At 47.9% G+C, this 14,248-nt stretch carries 7 protein-coding genes and 2 tRNA genes; 4 read left to right on the top strand and 5 right to left on the bottom strand.

The annotated features are described in order from the left end of the window. The first annotated feature begins 26 nt into the window (after positions 1–26). Entirely contained in the window at positions 27–1,490 is a 1,464-nt protein-coding gene (locus ACT3TF_RS00565) for a M48 family metalloprotease (protein ID WP_444671376.1), read from the top strand. A 97-nt stretch (positions 1,491–1,587) separates the two neighbouring features. Here ACT3TF_RS00565 and nadA read toward each other — a convergent pair whose 3' ends face one another. The 3 genes from nadA to ACT3TF_RS00550 form a co-directional block, all read right to left on the bottom strand. Further along, a complete protein-coding gene (nadA, locus tag ACT3TF_RS00560) occupies positions 1,588–2,616 on the bottom strand; it encodes a quinolinate synthase NadA (RefSeq protein WP_444671375.1) in 1,029 nt (342 codons plus the stop codon). Positions 2,617–2,791: 175 nt separating this feature from the next. Continuing rightward, positions 2,792–2,867 (bottom strand) — tRNA-Lys (locus ACT3TF_RS00555). A 63-nt stretch (positions 2,868–2,930) separates the two neighbouring features. Continuing rightward, positions 2,931–3,006 (bottom strand) — tRNA-Lys (locus tag ACT3TF_RS00550). A gap of 304 nt (positions 3,007–3,310) precedes the next feature. Here ACT3TF_RS00550 and ACT3TF_RS00545 point away from each other — a divergent pair. The 3 genes from ACT3TF_RS00545 to ACT3TF_RS00535 all read left to right on the top strand — a co-directional run bounded on the left by ACT3TF_RS00545 (position 3,311) and on the right by ACT3TF_RS00535 (position 10,724). Beyond that, entirely contained in the window at positions 3,311–8,626 is a 5,316-nt protein-coding gene (locus tag ACT3TF_RS00545; RefSeq protein ID WP_444625106.1) for a YheC/YheD family protein, read from the top strand. 71 nt (positions 8,627–8,697) lie between these two features. Beyond that, positions 8,698–9,753 (top strand): hypothetical protein, encoded by a 1,056-nt coding sequence (locus tag ACT3TF_RS00540; protein ID WP_444625105.1) that lies wholly within the window; start codon positions 8,698–8,700, stop codon positions 9,751–9,753. Positions 9,754–9,773: 20 nt separating this feature from the next. Continuing rightward, positions 9,774–10,724, top strand: a complete 951-nt coding sequence (locus ACT3TF_RS00535; RefSeq protein WP_444625104.1) for a hypothetical protein — start codon at positions 9,774–9,776, stop codon at positions 10,722–10,724. Between the two features lie 33 nt (positions 10,725–10,757). On the opposite strand, the gene ACT3TF_RS00530 is transcribed toward ACT3TF_RS00535, so the two are convergent. Continuing rightward, positions 10,758–11,987, bottom strand: coding sequence for an HlyD family efflux transporter periplasmic adaptor subunit (locus tag ACT3TF_RS00530; RefSeq protein ID WP_444625103.1), 1,230 nt, complete (start codon positions 11,985–11,987; stop codon positions 10,758–10,760). Then, complete coding sequence (locus ACT3TF_RS00525; RefSeq protein ID WP_444625102.1) at positions 11,984–14,194, bottom strand: type I secretion system permease/ATPase; 2,211 nt, start codon at positions 14,192–14,194, stop codon at positions 11,984–11,986. The genes ACT3TF_RS00530 and ACT3TF_RS00525 overlap by 4 nt, the downstream gene beginning before the upstream one ends. Between the last annotated feature and the right edge of the window lie 54 nt (positions 14,195–14,248).

The raw sequence follows: 14,248 nt of genomic DNA, 5'->3' as shown, positions 1-14,248 counted from the left end.
GCTTAACCACTACCGATGAGGATGCCATGCCGCCCCTTCGTACCGCTTACCCAGCTTGGATATGTGCGTTCGCTTGCGCCTGCGGCAGCTTACTGTTTAGCCCGCAAAGCGCAGCTATCAACGACTACGGCCTGCCGAGCCTAGGCGCAGCGTCTACATCGGTGAGCAATGAAGAGTATCGCCTGGGACGCGCCTGGCTGCGCCAGTTTCGTGCCCAAGCCCCCCAGTGGCAAGACCCTATTACCAATGATTATTTACAAAGCCTCATTGCCCGCCTAGCCCCGCATAGCCAAATTAGCGGACTGCGCACGATCACTGTCATGGTTGATAACGGCTCACTTAATGCCTTTGCCGTACCCGGCGGCGTGGTGGGCATCAATTCGGGGCTCTTCGCATTCGCGGAGGATGAGGGCGCCTTTGCCTCGGTGCTAGCCCATGAACTAGGCCACCTTTCCCAACGCCACTATGCTCGGGGCAGCGCTCGCGCGTCGCAGACTCAACTGCCCGCCATGGCCGCCATGCTGGCGGGTATGCTCATCGCTGCGAGTGGCGGCGGCGATGTCGGCATGGCCGCCGCCATGGGTTCTCAAGCGGCGCTCATTCAAGACCAGCTAAGCTACTCTCGCCTGTTTGAACAAGAAGCCGATAACATCGGCTTACAGGCGATGGCTAGCGCTGGTTACGACCCAGAAGCCATGGTGCGCATGTTTAGAGCCATGCAGCGCATGTCTCGCTTGCAGGGTGACACGCCGCCCGAATTTTTACTGACTCACCCCGTTTCAGACAGCCGATTAAGTGCCGCCCAAGCTCGTGCCGCCCAGCTGAATGTTGCCGACGCTTACACCAGCAACACGCTCTACGACATGATACGCGCCCGCGCGCTGCTGAGCATCTATGCCAACACACCTCAGCGTGCAGCCACACGCCTTGCCCAGGAAGGCGGCGAACAAGCTGCACAGGACTACCTAGCCGCGTTGATCGCCGCCCGCAACGGCCAGAACGATAACGCCCTAGCGCAGCTGGATAAGCTTGCCAGCGAGCACCCCGACTTTGCCATGCTGCCCGCCTCTGCCGCGACCGTCGCGCTAGAAGCTGGCCGTTACGATGATGCCATTCAGCGCAGTCAGCGATTGCTGCGTTTTATGCCCAGCTACCTGCCGGCTCAACTGGTATTGGCTGAAGCACAGCTGCAGCGTGACCCTCAGGCGGCTTATCAATTACTTAACGACATTACGGCTCAGAACCCCGAAGACCCCCAGGGCTTTAATCTGCTCGCCGAAGCTGCGGGCAGAAGCGGACACAACGACTGGGGGCATTTAGCCCGCGCTGAGTATCTCCAACTAACCGGCAGTGTAGACCGCGGCATTCGACAGCTTTCCATCGCCAAAGATGCCGCTGAACGTGAGTACGATGATCGAGCGCTAGCGCGCATTGAGCAGCGCCGTGAAGACTTCATTGAATATCGTAAGGCACTTGAGGATTTTAATTAAAGCGTCTCGATATAAATGAAAAGCGCCCGCACTGCTACCAGCACGGGCGCTCAAGCTAAGACATTCAAGCTAAGACATTCAAACTAAGCCACTCAAACTAAGCATTGAAGTTCAGCATTCGCTCAAGAGGCTTTAACGCTTTTAGCCGCAGCGGCTCATCCACTCGAATCTCCCCGACGCCTTCTCGCAACGCACCCGACAAATTCTCTAAAGCATTCATCGCCATCCAAGGGCAGTGCGCACAGCTGCGACAGGTCGCGCCGTTACCGGCCGTCGGCGCTTCAAACAGCATTTTATGCGGCACCGCCTGCTGCATCTTGAAAAAAATGCCTCTGTCGGTTGCCACGATCAACCTCTCGTTAGGCAGCTCTCTGGCCGCCTTGATTAGCTGAGACGTGGAACCTGCTACGTCGGCAAGCCTCACCACCGGCTCTGGGGACTCGGGATGCACCAGCACCGCTGCATCCGGATATATACGCTTAAGATCCTCAATGCCTTTGGCCTTAAACTCTTCATGAACGATGCAAGCACCGTCCCACATCAGCATATCCGCGCCGGTCTTGTTTTGAATATAGCCGCCCAGGTGTTTATCGGGCGCCCACAAAATCTTCTCGCCCCGAGCCTGCAGATGCTCAATGACCTCTACCGCAATCGAAGAAGTCACCACCCAGTCTGCTCGCGCCTTAACCGCAGCCGACGTATTGGCATAGACCACTACCGTACGATCAGGATGCGCATCACAGAAAGCGCTGAACTCATCAGCCGGGCAGCCAATATCCAGTGAACAGGTCGCCTCTAAGGTCGGCATTAAAACGCGCTTTTCAGGCGAAAGTATTTTGGCGGTTTCGCCCATAAAGCGGACACCGGCGACAACAAGCGTTGTTGCGGGGTGGCGGGCACCAAAGCGGGCCATCTCTAGTGAATCAGCAACACAGCCGCCGGTCTCTTCGGCAAGCTGCTGTATCGCGTCGTCGGTGTAATAGTGAGCGACCAAAACGGCATTATGGGTTTTCAGTAGCCGCTTAATATCCTCAACCCGAGCCTGATCTTCCGCGGGAATACGGGTCGGACAATAAGCAAGGGGCAACGGCACTTCACGCTCGGCCTGCAAAGTCATCATAGTCATTGTGTCTACCGCTGTGACGAATAGAGCCTTGGAAAAAATTAATCCGCTTTTAAAAAAACTATCTTAGGTCATTTTGGGAGAAAAATATTGCAAGCTGCAAACAGCAGCCCTTCATTTATATTTTCTGCTGACATAGCAAAACGCCCCTGGCAATAGCTGCCAGGGGCGTTGAATTTGGTGGGTCGTGTAGGATTCGAACCTACGACCAATTGATTAAAAGTCAACTGCTCTACCAACTGAGCTAACGACCCAAATTTGCTTTCTTTACCGCTACCGCTTGTTCAGCCACTGATTCAAACGATCTGCTGCTTGAATGGTGGGTCGTGTAGGATTCGAACCTACGACCAATTGATTAAAAGTCAACTGCTCTACCAACTGAGCTAACGACCCGCCTGAACGGATGCATATACTACAGAGACCATCAGCATCTGACAAGTGTTTTTGAAGCTTGTAACTAAACCACCCGACGAGCCAAGGTATCGCTCGGCACACTAATGACACGAGCTAATTAAAATGTGATATTAGGTCAAAATATCTAGCGTAAGCGGGCGCGCCGCCATCATCGAATAAGAGGTAATGCGCTGCGCTGCACACCTTATTCGTAGCGACCCTCTAGCCAGGCCCGGAGCGGCGATACGACTAACACTTTACGCTCCTATTGATTTATCGGTGATATTGAAAAGAGACGCCAAGCATGCGCCAACACTCAACACCCAACAAGCCTATCTTTACACCTGGCGCCACACCAAAGGCCAGTCAGCCTCAGGTGCGTAGCTTAATTAGCCAGCACTCCGCGCAAAAGCTCTCAGAGCTCCTTGTACAGGCAAAAGCCCCCCTGGAAGCAGAGCTTTCAACGGCCCTCTTGTCAGTAGATAAAATACTTACATTATTTTTCTCATTTACGGATGGCTTACAACGCGCAACTGTTGTGCAGTTCTCAGGTAAAAACCTCGCAGAAGTATGGAAAAAACTGGCTGATTGGCAACAACGAAAGTTTCAAGAATCACCGAAGGTACGCTGGCTACGCATCGACTGGGTCACTGAAAAAAGGGCCATGCCATGGGCAGACTGCCTAAAGGAAATGCACAGCGTAAAGCGCAACTACTTCCGCTATGGCGTCTCCCTAGACGCCAACTTCCGCTACGCCTTTCTTGAACAAGAACTCAACGCTAATGCCATGCTCTACCTGGGCGCCAATCAGCCTAAAGCCGCACTTAACAAGAAAAATTTTCTCAGCTATGGCGTAAAGCGCTACGGCAAACATTTCTCGTTACCCGCCCTGCAGAACCAAGCTTTACTTTTCACTACGCAAGCTATTTTAGTGCAACCCGACCAGCCATATGAGCTCCTGCACGGCTATAGCGGCGGACAAGAAGGCCGCAATACCGGCCGACGAGTTATCGAGGAGCTCAACCCAATACAGGTTACCTCATTAATCCAGCAGTCCAGCCAGTTTCTGGCCGAACAAGTAGATCCTAAAGGCCGCTTTATCTATGGCATACACCCCTGCTTCGACAGAGAAATCAAGGCCTACAATACTCTGCGCCACACCAGTACCACTTATTCGATGCTTGAAGCATGGGAAGTCACGCAAAGCAGCGAGTTAAAGTCTGCAATAGACCGATCGATTCAATATCTGGTTAATGACCTGATACACCAATACGTGCTTCCTTCGGGCGAAACGCTCGCCTATTTGCAGGATGAGAATAACGAAATAAAGCTTGGTGGCAACGCGGTCTGCTTGCTGGCACTCGTTAAATACACAGAACTGACAAACGACCAGCAGTATTTGTCTCTCATGGAGCAGCTAGCGCTCGGCATACAGCGTATGCAAAATCAAAAAAACGGCCAGCTCTATCACGTGTTAAATGCAGACGATCTCAGCATCAAAGAGGAGTTCCGCATTATCTACTACGATGGTGAAGCTGCTTTCGGACTAATGCGCCTATACGGTCTCACTAAAGACGAACGCTGGCTAAACACGGTTGAAAACGCTTTCGAGTATTTTATCGAACAAGAACACTGGAAAATTCACGACCACTGGCTTAGCTACTGCGTCAATGAACTAACTTTGTATCGGCCAGCAGAGCGTTACTACCAGTTTGGTATCAAAAATGTTTCTGGACATCTTGATTTTGTGATGGGCCGCATTACCACCTTCCCCACGTTGCTTGAGTTAATGATGGCAGCCCACAAAATGATTACACGCTTGAAAAACAGCGACCAACACCGGCACTTGCTGAACCAGATTGATCTGAAAAAGTTTTATCGCGCACTAGAGGCGAGAGCACACTACCTACTGAATGGTTTTTTCTGGCCCGAAATAGCCATGTACTTCCAAAATCCACAGCGCATTTTAGGCAGCTTTTTCATTCGTCATCATAGCTTCCGCGTACGGATTGATGATGTAGAGCACTATCTATCAGGGTACGTGGCACTCCTGATGCACTATCTAAATAGTCCACCGGAAAAAAGAGTAGTGCTAACCTCTAGCCCAAGCAAATCACTTGACAAAACAAGCTCCCCCGATGCTCTTAAGCCTGACGTCGGTTTATTGATGTATCCGGCCTCACCCCAGAACTTCCCAGAAGCTGAGGCAATCGCAAGAGAATCAGTTTCACATGGAATTTCAATTGCTTATTTCTCATATAAGACAATTAACTCAACCGATGACATATTCCCCAGCTACGTCTATAAAAATGGTAAATGGATAAAAGCTACTTGCCATATCCCACCGATTATAGATAACGCTCCTGCCCGGAACAAAACAGAGGAATCAATCCTCGACCACATCTCTTCACTATCGTTTTCGTTATGTCAAAAGCTAGAAGGAAAAAAGGTCACAACAGATATTCTGTCAAAAAACACAGCAATAAGCCAAAACCTCATACCATCGAAAGAACTGTCAATGAAGAGCCTGGATCTCTTGCTTAATAAAGGCAAGAAAGCCATCATCAAACCCCACCGCGGGCAACGAGGAAAAAACATACTATTGATTGAAAAGGACAATGCCGGTAATTACCTCGTCAAAACAAATCAGGAGTGCCAACAGCTACGCTACGAGGCAATGCAACAGCTAATCGATAAAAAACCAGCTGCGCACTGGTGGCTACAACAATATATAAAGTCCCAAGACTCTGAAAATAATGCCTTTGATATAAGGGTGCCATTGTTCAGAGCAAAAAATGGCGAATGGCGTATAGCAAAGAATTATGTCCGTCTGGGGAAAGGTGAAGTCACCTCCAACCTTGCTACCGGCGGTAAGGCGCTAAATACTCATGATTTTCTTCAGGAAAATTTTTCAGCCAAAACAGCCACATCAGTTATTCGAAAACTGGAAAAAATCGCCTACGCTGTAGCTGAAACTATCCAAAACCATAGCAACTTCACTATTGATGCCCTGGGCTGCGACTTTGGGATAGACCGAGGAAAAATATATCTTTTTGAGATTAATGCATACCCCGGCATTAAAGGCTGTCTGCAAGAAGCTGCCGCCGCAAAAGCAGAGTACTATCAATTTTTGACTATGCTAAAAAGACAGTCAAATTTAATTAAAAGCAATAACCAAAATATACTACTGCATCAAAAGAAAAATATTATTAAAAAGATAGACTCTCTCACTTTTGCAACCACCAAAGAGAATCAGCTCTGCCTTGCCGATATCATATCTCAAGGAGAAAACAACTACTCCAACTCTGGTTTTCTCATCAAGGGCTTGGGAAACCCCTGCTATCTCATGTTAAAAAAAGAAGCATTAAATCAAGGCCTTACCACAAAATTAGTAAACAACACTCACGTTGAGGTCTATCACGAGAAAAGCCTTATCGGTTGCACATCACCTAATTCGCCTAATACTGCGTTTGCATCATTCAATACCACAAAAAACAAAGCCAGAACAAAAAAAATTCTGCTAACAGCAGGACTACCAACGCCCGTTGGTAGGGTGTTCAAAAGCCTAGATGAAGCACAAGTATACTTCTCAACGTGCAATCGTTCGCAAGTAGTGAAACCGCTAAATGGAGGAGGAGGAAAAGGCGTAACTTCGAATATCAACAATCCTGAAACCTTTAAGTACGCTTGGTTCCAGGCGACATTATATGGCAAGTACATACTCGTTGAAGATTTCGCAGAGGGCGATGAGTTGCGCATAATAGTGCTCAACGGGGAAACGCTGGCAGCAGTCTGCCGTATCCCTGCCTATGTAGTAGGTAACGGAATAGACAGTATACGCGAGCTTATCAACCGTAAAAATGAGGTACGCAAAAAAAATCCATTGTTGAAGGTATATCCCATAACAGCGTTCGATTATCTCACCAAAATTCAAAACCGCTCTCTAGACGAAGTACCTACCAGTGACGAATACGTACGCCTAGCAACTACATCCAATGTTGGCCTCGGCGGTGAAGCTGTCAGCCTAATTGATGTTCTCCACCCATCCTTTCTCGCACTCGCACGAAGAATTTTTAATGCAATACCCGGAGCGACTCAGTTGGGTCTGGATATTATAGCCAAAGACTTTACAGCAGATGCCTGGGAACAGGGTGCCATGATCATTGAAGTCAACTCAGATCCTGCCATAGGCACACCACGCTTTGCCTCCTTCGGGCCACCAGCTGAAGCCATCGCCAAACAAGTCATCAGCTATATACACCGAACGCATCAAGAGAGAAAAGAGCAGCTAGCACTAACCAAACAGACTGCTCCTTCCCTAAGGCCAGCAAGAATCTATCGCCCTGCCTGTGAAGGAAGGTCATTTCCCCGTCAATATGCAACGCAAATACTCCTATTGCGTCAGGCAGCATATGTACTCGGTCTCGGCGTCGGGGTGATTGATGGCGTTACAACACTAATATCCAGCAGCTCTTGCCAGCAATTATTCCTCTATGGTGTACCTCAAGGAACACTAAGGGTTGCCCGGCGCTCAACCAACGACAAGCGCTGGACCAAGCAGTTACTGGCCGATGCAGGACTCCCCGCTCCCCGAGGGAAAAGCTTTTCATCTAAAGATTCAGAGCCGGCCTGGGCATATGCGCAAGAACTCGGCCTACCTGTAGTGGTTAAGCCAATTGCAGGCTCAGGCGGCAGCGGGGTGACGACAAATATCAACACATCTGGACAATTCTGTAGTGCATGGAGCCAAGCATCCGTCGATAAAACACCTGCAATCCTTGTTGAAGAGCAGATTAACGGCAATGATTATAGAGTCGTCGTCGTTGGACACAGATTGGTTGCCGCCGCCATGCGAGAACCTGCCCACGTTGTTGGCGATGGAACATCCACCATTAACAAGCTAATCGCGACAAAAAACCAGCAACGTAAATATAACCCGTACCACGGTGCCAAAACGATCAAACTTACCGAAAATATACTGGCACACCTCGATCAAGCTGGGCTAACACCACATAGCGTGCCAGAAAAAAGCCAATACGTGCAATTGCATGCGGTGGCCAATATTGGTAGCGGAGGTGAAAGTATCGATGTTACCGATAGCGTTCACCCCGACTGGGCAGAAATAGCAGTCAATGCCCGAAAGGCCGCATTTAACGCACCTTATGCGGGTCTAGACATCATGGCTGAGGACATTGCCCGTGCGCCATCTACCCAGAAGTGGACGATTATCGAAATCAACCTGAATCCCGACTTTGGAGTTAACCACTTCCCCATGTATGGACAAGGCCGCGATGTTGCAGGGGCTCTTCTTGCACACATCTTTGCAGGCAAACTGGAGAACCAACCCGAACGCAGGACAGTGCGAGCGATCATTGAAGGAAAAGTGCAGAATGTCGGATTTAGAAACTGGCTTTGGAGAATCGCAAACCAAAAAGCAATCTCTGGTTGGGTAAGAAATTTAGCTAACGACCGAGTTGAAGCTGTACTAGAAGGGACACCAACAGCGTTGGCGAGCATAGAACTGGCACTCCACAAAGGGCCAGCAAAAGCCCAGGTCTCCTGCGTATCCATAGCTCCTAACGCTGAGCCGCTGAATGCGAGTGGATTCACCATCATATGATCGGGCTATCCCAACGGAAACAGCATCACTGACGTGACAGCAATAGCAATGAAAACCATTAGAGACAAGCTATGAGCATCATCAAAAAAATCAAAAAAAAACTACGATGGTACATCACTGTCATCAAAGCCAGATTAGGCATAGGCAATGCCGAAATCCTGCGTAGAGGACACTTACCGGCCTATACTCCCCAAGAGCCGCAGCTACTTTCAGTACCACTAGAAGATGAATACTTCAGCGCTAGCGACGTTTTACATGGCACCTTTTGCACTGCAGAACATGCGGCCAGCATTCCCTTTTCACTGTGGGCAGAAACACAGCAAGCTAGCGAGTGCATTCGCTATTACCCTGCAGGGCTAAGCGCCTCAGGAAACCCAAAAGTGATGGTTTTCATTCCGGGCGATCTGCTTCTGAGGACGAATAAGGGTGAACGTTTAGTTCCACCAGGATACAAATCAAATTCGCCTAAAAAAGTCTTAAAAATGATGCAACAGTGGGCTGACGATGCAAACATCCCAGCTATTCATATAGGCCGCCCTGGCACCTTTGGTTCATCAGGAAACCATGAAAAAAGACGCCAAACCTCTGAAATTGAGCTGCTAAATCAGTCACTCAACCTATTGAAAGAAAAGCATCAAATTAAAGATTTTATAATCGTAGGGCAGTCAGGCGGAGGGCAAATCACAGCCGCCATGCTAAATCTTCGCAAGGACGTATCTGCCGCAGTAATCACTGCAGGACTTCTACCAGTACATCTTTTAACACAACGATGGGGAAAAATCCGTCGTACTCCTGGTGTGAAAAAATACTCACTAGAAATGCTATATGATCCGACGGCTGCAATAAAAGAGATACCCAAGGATCCGCAGCCCACTATTATAATTATTTCAGACCCTAGAGACCAGGCCATCCCTTTCTACTCCCAAGTAATCTATGTCAATAAGTTGAAACAAGAAGGGCTAACTGTTCACCATATTTACGCTCACGCCCCCCTGCCTAAACGTCACGCACTAAGTGAGCACGGCAAGAAAGCCGCTGCATTGATAGCAAAGGGAAAAGACATCAATAACATTCGGCTTGCTATGATCAGTGAAGATATGAAAAACATCTCCTATATAGAACGATAGAAAGCCATGAAAGGTCTGATATGAACAACACGCGAATGATAGCTGCGGTAACACTGTCTTTTTTGTTGCCCTGCCCAGTATTCGCGCTAAGTACGGTGCAGCATGAATGCTCTAACCGCACATCGTCTGATCACTACCAACAGCATTATAGCGCCGAAGAATTTGTCATTTTCTATGATCTGAGCGGAGACAATACACTTGCCGATCAGACAGATTTCAACAATAACGATATCCCGGATATTGTTGAAGACACTATGTTGCAACTAATTACCATGCGTGACGTGCTGGAGGCTTTAGGCTTTACACATCCGTTTGATCAAGATCGCTATGAGCGCGCGAGCGTTAATCAGATTTATATAGGCATGCGTGACCTGCGTGCCAATGGAGTGGCATTCGATCCGCCACATCGCGATCTAACAGCCCTAAATAAGCCCTGCGTACTACTGATAGGACTTTCCAATGAACTTCAAACAGGTAACCTCACACCTGCCCACGAATTATTCCACCTTTATCAATATGGCTATACTGTATTCAAAAATAGTTGGTACTTAGAAGGAATGGCGCGCTGGGCGGAAGGCCTATTAGGCGAGCGAGAGTACCAAATGGACCATATACCAGATACACAGGAAGAAGAGGCCGAACTGTTTGCGAAATCCTATAACGCCGCTCCTTTTTGGATGACATTTATAGGCATTATCTCGCCGTCAACGCCAGGAGAGCGGAACTACTCTGAAAATTTAATGGCGCGGCGCTATCTCGATGGAAGCCAGGTTATACACAGTCAGGCAAGCACACATGGTGCCACAGCAATCATTAATGCTTTAGCATCCTTTGACAGACTTGATCGCCAAATCAGTAGCAATACGAGGCGAAGACCAAAGTCATGGTCCAATACAGACCGCAGCGATTCAACAAATGACGCGCTGCTGCTTAACGCTTTATATAGCATCATGAGCGATATAAAGCGTTAAGTAATGAAGGCAAGGTATTGGGGGATTTCACCACTACCTTTCCCTCATTGCCTCTCTGGCCTTATTCATTGGTTTTATCAAATACTCCAAGACCGTTTTGCTTCCCGTACGTATATCCACAGTTGCAATCATGCCTGGCACAATAGCAAATTTCGTACCTGTATCATTTTCTAACGAGTCGCTTTCAGTTCTGACAAATACTCGGTAATAAAAAATATTGGGGTCCACTTCATCCTGTACCGTGTCAGGGGAAATTGTCACGACCTCCCCTTCCATACCACCATAAGTGCTATAATCGTAAGCTGTTATCTTAACGCTGGCAGATTGTTGTGGATGAATAAAAGCAATATCTCGTGGCGAGATACGCGCTTCAATTAGCAGTTGGTCATCCAAAGGTACAATGGTCATTAATCGACCGTTGGGTGGAATAACTCCGCCGGTCGTTGTCACCTCAACATCTTTTACCACTCCTCTTACTGGTGAGAGCATTGTGAGCCGAGAGAGCGTATCTGAGCGCCCCCGGACCACAGAAGAAAAGGCCTCAACGTCAGCAAGAGCTTTTGATAGCTCTTCCCTCGCTAAAACAAAGTACTCTGACCTGACATCAGCAGCTTGGAGCTGTAGCTCTGACTCCTGGCGACGTAGCCTTAGCACTTCCACATTACTTGCTGCCCCAACCTGAACCAGCGACCTTGTTAAGCCTAGCTCTTCACGCACTATCGCTAACGTATCTTCAATACCTTCAAGCGAGCGCCCTAATGCTCTCGTTCTTGTGGCGTACAACAATCGTTCACTGGTCAGTAAGGAGGGATAAGCATTAAGCTCTTCCGAAAAGATCAAAGGTTCTTCATTTACTTCCGACTCTAACCTATTGACTCGTGCCAAGGCTGCGTGGTATCTAGCCGCCGTTTCACCAACGCTTGATTCAGACTGTGTCGGGTCTAGCTGAGCAAGTACTTGCCCAACCTCCACGATATCCCCTTCCCTTACATTAAGGGTAGTCAAGATACCACCCTCAAGTGACTGAACAACTTGCTCTCTGGAGGAGGGAATCACTTTGCCACTACCCGAAGACACTTCGACAAGCTCTGCAAAATAGGACCATACACCCAACCCCAAAAAAACGGCCAATACCCACCAGATAATACGCGTTGATCGAACCACGTTCGCATCATCAACCTCTTGGCTGTAGCGCGTGTCCCCATCAAAATCAAGAAAGAGCGCATCTTCTGAACCTGTTTGGCGATTACTTGGCTGCATCATGATGGCTCCTCCCCACCCTTACCTTGCCGATTTTGCGGTGAGCCTGCCCTATCTTTGGCAGTAGCCGGTTTACGCGTCAGTTGGGCAAGTACTTTATCTTTCTTGTCGTCCATCACGATACGCCCATTATCAATCACAATAATTCGCTCCATCAGGCTCAATAACGCCATTCTGTGCGTTGCAATAACGAGTGTCTTACTATTAGACAGTGAGCTAAGCGATTGAATAATTAGCTTTTCGGAACCTTCATCCAGCGAAGCAGTGGGCTCATCAAAAAGATATACGTTGGGCTGGCGAAGAAAACTGCGTGTTAGTAGTAGTACCTGCTTCTGCCCCCCCGAAAGGCCTGCACCACCTTCTAGAACAATATGATCCAAACCATCAGGAAGCTTCCGAATGAAACCCATCGCACCAGACATTTCCAAAGCATCAATTAGATCTTGATCAGATGCTAATGGCTTAGCCATCAATAAGTTTTCACGGATAGTGCCATGAAACAATCGCGCATGCTGGCTAAGGAAAAAAACATCGCGTCTTACATCAGCAGGGTCGATATGTGAAAGGCGGATGCCATCTAACGTCAGCTCGCCCTCATGGGGCTCTAACATGCCTGAACAAGCCTGCAGTAGAGTAGACTTTCCCGCGCCATTACGGCCAAGCACAGCAATTCTTTCCCCAGACTTTATCCGTAGCGCCTTAACGTACAGTGAAGGAGTTTTGGCATCATCGCTATATTTAAAGATGGCTTCATTAAAATGGAATTCACCGTTCACCACCGGTCGATGTACGCTTTTTTCTGCTTCAGGGTAGTCAGTAGAGCGCTGCATTATTTTGTTAAGCCCTTCAGTGGCCACCTTAGCTTGTTGCCATTTTCCAAGCACTTGTGTCAAACCTGACATAGGTGAAAGCATTCTAGAAGACAAAATAGAAGCTGCTACTAACGAACCGGTGGTTAGATCGCCAGACATTACCATTGGCGCCCCAAATAGCACCACTGTAGCAAACACACCCGTGATAACAGTGTGCCCCCAGACGCTCAAAGAGTTTGTAATATATCTTAACTTAAGATTTGAATCTGCCACCTCTGCATTATAATGGTTCCATTGATTTTGAAATCGCGGCTCTGCTTGAAGAGCTTTTATATCATCTATGCCCTGAACAGATTCAACCAGCATTGCATTTCGCAATGACGATTCACGCATTGATTCATTAGCCAATTTTTTCAACTTACGCTGAGCTATAAATGCAGGCAGTAGCATAACAAAAAGAGCAACTATAGGAACGAATACTAAAGAACCTGCAACATACCAAAAAACAAAACAAAAAAGAATAAAAAAAGGCATATCTGAAAAAGCGGTGACAGTTGTAGATGTCATCATCTCTCTGACACGTTCCAATTCACGAATCTGAGAAATAAACGTACCCGTTGAAGTAGGCCTCTGTGAGTTTTTAATTCTAAGCGCATGACCAAATACTTTATCAGACATGCGTAAATCGGCACGCTTCCCAAGCAAGTCTGTCACTCGCACTCGTATTCGTCTCAAAAAGAAATCAAAAATCAGTGCAACGACAACACCGCTAAAGAGCACGTAAAGTGTCGAGAGTGACTCAGCGGGTATAACGCGATCATACACTTGGCGTGTAAATATGATGCCAGCTAGAGCTAAGACATTGGCAATCAAGGCAGCCAACATAATATGACCGTACGGCTTTAAATCTCGAAGAACAATTTTTCTTAACCAGTTTTTCTCGTATGGTTTTACATATTCATCTACACGTGAATCTGGCACCGAACGTGCCGGACGAGGTATAAAAACGCCGACGGCATGTTGTTCAAGAACACTCAGGGCAAGCCTATTTTTGACACTCCCATCCCCACAATAGACTAATCCCACCTCATTTTGACTGCTGAGTGTTTCAACAACCGCCAACTGCCCATTTTCAAACTGAACAACAACCGGCAATTGCCAAGGAGTAATATACTTTGCTTTAAAAGGCTGGATAGTTAGCGTCATACCAAGTTGATAAGCAATGCTGCGAAGTGCGTCTGGCAGTGCTATTCCTTGATTCCAGGCCGAGCTTGTTTTTGCGTTTTCCGCTGAGTAATCTAGACGGTAATGACGGGCTACCATCACTAACGCTTCTATCCAATGATCAAAATTTACTTCTTTCGCCTCACGAATGCTTTCAGTGTACTCACTTGACATTATATATACCTTAAACTCTAAAAAGATTGAAGTAAAAAACCCGTCGATGAGGTT

Source organism: Halomonas sp. AOP25-F1-15, assembly GCF_052378675.1.
In the GTDB taxonomy this organism is placed as follows: domain Bacteria; phylum Pseudomonadota; class Gammaproteobacteria; order Pseudomonadales; family Halomonadaceae; genus Vreelandella; species Vreelandella casei.
Note: the sequence above shows the minus strand (reverse complement) of the source record. Positions and strands in the feature narration are given on the sequence as shown.